At 55.2% G+C, this 3,269-nt stretch carries 3 protein-coding genes and 1 pseudogene; 2 read left to right on the top strand and 2 right to left on the bottom strand.

Features of this window, described 5'->3' with window-relative positions:
- A pseudogene (locus B3P58_RS18035) lies at nucleotides 1-658 on the top strand (hypothetical protein); the annotation flags it as partial.
- A gap of 103 nt (nucleotides 659-761) precedes the next feature.
- Here the strand turns inward: B3P58_RS18035 and B3P58_RS18040 are convergent.
- A complete protein-coding gene (locus B3P58_RS18040) occupies nucleotides 762-1,364 on the bottom strand; it encodes a LysE family translocator (protein WP_286719473.1) in 603 nt (200 codons plus the stop codon).
- A gap of 200 nt (nucleotides 1,365-1,564) precedes the next feature.
- Here B3P58_RS18040 and puuE point away from each other — a divergent pair, with 200 nt between their 5' ends.
- On the top strand, nucleotides 1,565-2,476 hold the full coding sequence (puuE, locus tag B3P58_RS18045) for an allantoinase PuuE (RefSeq protein WP_286719475.1): 912 nt from the start codon (nucleotides 1,565-1,567) through the stop codon (nucleotides 2,474-2,476).
- A 211-nt stretch (nucleotides 2,477-2,687) separates the two neighbouring features.
- Here puuE and B3P58_RS18050 read toward each other — a convergent pair whose 3' ends face one another.
- Nucleotides 2,688-3,089: a hypothetical protein gene (locus B3P58_RS18050; protein WP_286719477.1), complete on the bottom strand. Its 402-nt coding sequence runs from the start codon at nucleotides 3,087-3,089 to the stop codon at nucleotides 2,688-2,690.
- Nucleotides 3,090-3,269: the final 180 nt, after the last annotated feature.

Here is a 3,269-nt window from a genome sequence, read left to right on the forward strand (position 1 = left end):
GCAGCCGCTGAATATTCTCGCGGTGTTCGACTTTGCCGGTGCCGGTGGTGGTTCTGAACTGGCCGATCTGGCGCTGGATGTGGCCGGCAGCAGCAGCTGGCTGACGGCGCCTATCCGTGCCGCGGTTAACGCCTGGCTGGGCTTTACCGTGACCCCGGAAAAACTCGGCGTACTGCGTGACCTGCGTCCGGCGGTTGCCCGTCAGACCGCGATGGCACCGAACAGCGTACCGCGTCTGCGTTTTGTTGGCGGTGGCAGTGAATATCTGGGTGCTACCGGTGGCTTCCTGCCGGGTACCGATGATGGCGTTGTGTCCCTGCATTCTTCCTGCGGTGGTAATGCCATTAAAGCAGTCGACAGCTGTGTAGGCTACCGCGCCCTCGACGGTGAGCAGACCAGCGTCAGCGCTCCTGACTCTCTCTGGTACAACCACTATCCGGTGCTGATGGGCAGCGATACCCACCACGGCGGTACCATCGGCAATCAGAGCGGCGTGCTGCTGAGCTATGTAAACAACAACCTGAATCCGGGCGTGAATGTGTCTTTTGCTACCCAGACCACCACCAGCGGTTGGTGGCTGTGGAAGAGCACCTACAACACCGTACCGGGTTCGGATAACCAGACCATGTCGAATCTGGTATTCAACTCTGTTAACTGAATAACCAGACCCTGACCGGCAGACAGGCTTTGCGGCCTGTCTGCTTTTTTACGCCTGAGGCTTAAGAGCTGGGAGTTAAGCGCTGGGAGTTAAGCGCTGGGAGTTAAGCACTGGCGGAAAACTGCACGTACAGCAGGAAACAGGCGGTCATGATTAACAGACCGCCCATCAGACGATTAAACAGCCGTAAACGGGCTTCGCTGTTAAGCAGCTGCGCCGCCCGGTCGCCAAGCCATGACCAGCTAAACAGCGAGGCATAACACACCAGAAAATACAGCAACAGAAAGCTCAGAAACGGCTGGTATCCCTCTGGCGCAGAGAATAGCGACACCCCCGACATGCAGGCCATCCAGGCTTTTGGGTTAAGCCACTGCAATAAAAAGCCCTGAATAAAGGTTGGCCGCTTCTGCTTTTCGATGCTGAGCTTTGGTGCCGCTGACGCAATCAGATAACCGAGATAAATAATGAAGGCCGCCCCGGCAAGTGCCAGATAGCGCAGAAAATCCGGGAACAGCTGTACGACCTCATACAGCCCAAGACCGATACAGAGCAGCAGCAGCGTGAAGCCCAGAGTGGCACCGGAGACAAAAGGAAAAGTCTGGCGGACGCCGTAACTGGCACCGGAAGAGAGAATCACCATATTCACCGGCCCCGGTGATATCGACATCACGAACGAGAAAGATAACATCGCCAACAACAGAGACATGGGATTCCTGAATAAACCGCGAAAGAGGCGCAATATGCCTGTGCTGATCTGCGAATATCAATAATTACTTTATCAACAGCCTGTTCGCCAGATTTCCGGATCGCTGCGCGTCATCCATAAATGCTCACTTTGCCCGCTGCCAAGTCGCCGGGTTTAGCGCTAAACTGAGCTGACTAATCAGTCAGCTTTTCAGGTGTTTCATGACCTACCCCCGCGACATGATCGGTTACGGCGCCGATATCCCCAGCGTAAAGTGGCCGCACAAGGCCCGTATCGCCGTGCAGTTTGTGATTAATTACGAGGAAGGCGGCGAGAACTGCATCCTCCATGGCGACAAAGCCTCAGAAGCGTTTTTATCTGAAATTGTCGGCGCTCAGGCCCTTGAAGGTGTGCGCCATATGAATATGGAATCCATCTACGAATACGGCTCACGCGCCGGCTTCTGGCGTCTGCACCGCATGTTTACCGAGCGTGAACTGCCGGTAACCGTATTCGGTGTAGCCACCGCCATGGAGCGCAATCCGCAGGTGGTGGATGCCATGCTGAAAGCCGACTGGGAAATCGCCTCCCACGGTCTGAAGTGGATCGACTATCAATACGTGCCGGAAGAGGTTGAACGCGCCCATATCCGCGAAGCGCTGGATATTCATAAACGCCTGACCGGCAGCTTCCCGGAAGGCTGGTATACCGGCCGCATGAGCCCCAATACCCGCCGCCTCGCCTGTGAAGAGGCCGACCTGTTATACGACGCCGACAGCTACGCCGACGATCTGCCCTACTGGGTGGAAGAAGGCGGCAAGCCGCATTTAATTGTGCCCTATACGCTGGATGCCAACGATATGCGCTTTGCCACTAATCAGGGCTTTAACAGCGGTAAGCAGTTTTATCAGTATTTAAAAGACAGCTTCGACGTGCTCTACGCTGAAGGCAAAGACAGCCCGAAAATGCTCAGCATTGGTCTGCACTGCCGCTTAGCCGGCCGCCCGGGACGCGCCGCCGCACTGGCGGATTTTCTCGATTATATTCAGCGCCACGATAAGGTCTGGGTATGCCGCCGCGCGGATATTGCCCGGCACTGGAGAAAGCATCATCCGTATGGCGCTGAGGAATAAAAAGTCGGATGTCCGGATATTGCCCCCGACATGGGCGAAAGCATCATCCGTATGGCGCTGAGGAATAAAAAGTCAGACGTCCGGATATTGCCCCCAACATGGGCGAAAGCATCATCCGTACAACGTCGAGGAATAACAGTTAAGCGTCCGATATTGCTTCAATAACTGGCGCAAACGTTATCCGTTTATTGCGGAATAAATAACGACTACCTCAACCCGACTGGCGCAGGGACTCCAGCTTCTGCGTCAGCGTCTGGCTGAGCGCGGCATTCAACTGCGCCAGCTCGTCCAGCAACATCTGACGAGCCTGTCGGGTGGTATCGGCTTCCTCGCCTTCGCTTGCCACAGCATCCAGCGCCTGTAACTGGCGCTGCACTTCGGCAATACGTTCCTGTAAGTCTTTAATAATACGGTCGAGCGGATGCTCTTCACTGGCCTGGGTATCACTCTGTTCGGCACGCAGCTGATTCAGCGCAGCAGCCGATAAGTGCACAGCTTCACCCTGCGCATCAGTACTGGTAAGCACAGTTTTTGCGGGTTTTTCCGCCGCAACCTGCTCGCTGCTCACGGGCTTATTGACCGAACCGGCAGCGGATATACGAATATCTGACATAGACACAACCCTAAGCATCAGGGACTGTTAACAGGCCACAACCGTGCTTTTTATGGAGGTAATATTAATATCGGCCGTCAACGGCAAAGCTGAAGGGCGGTGACATTTCCTGACGGCCACGCTGTAGACGCCGGTTAAACACCGCTCTACTATGCACAGTAATTACTAGGGCCTGTTAAC

It is taken from the genome of Thalassolituus sp. UBA2009 (genome assembly GCF_002335285.1).
Lineage (GTDB): Bacteria > Pseudomonadota > Gammaproteobacteria > Pseudomonadales > Oceanobacteraceae > Venatoribacter > Venatoribacter alkanivorans.

What these genes read in the sequence shown, in the direction of transcription:
- B3P58_RS18040 (WP_286719473.1), bottom strand. Translation starts at nt 1,364, where the DNA reads ATGTCTCTGTTGTTGGCGATGTTATCTTTCTCGTTCGTGATGTCGATA.
- puuE (WP_286719475.1), top strand. Translation starts at nt 1,565, where the DNA reads ATGACCTACCCCCGCGACATGATCGGTTACGGCGCCGATATCCCCAGC.
- B3P58_RS18050 (WP_286719477.1), bottom strand. Translation starts at nt 3,089, where the DNA reads ATGTCAGATATTCGTATATCCGCTGCCGGTTCGGTCAATAAGCCCGTG.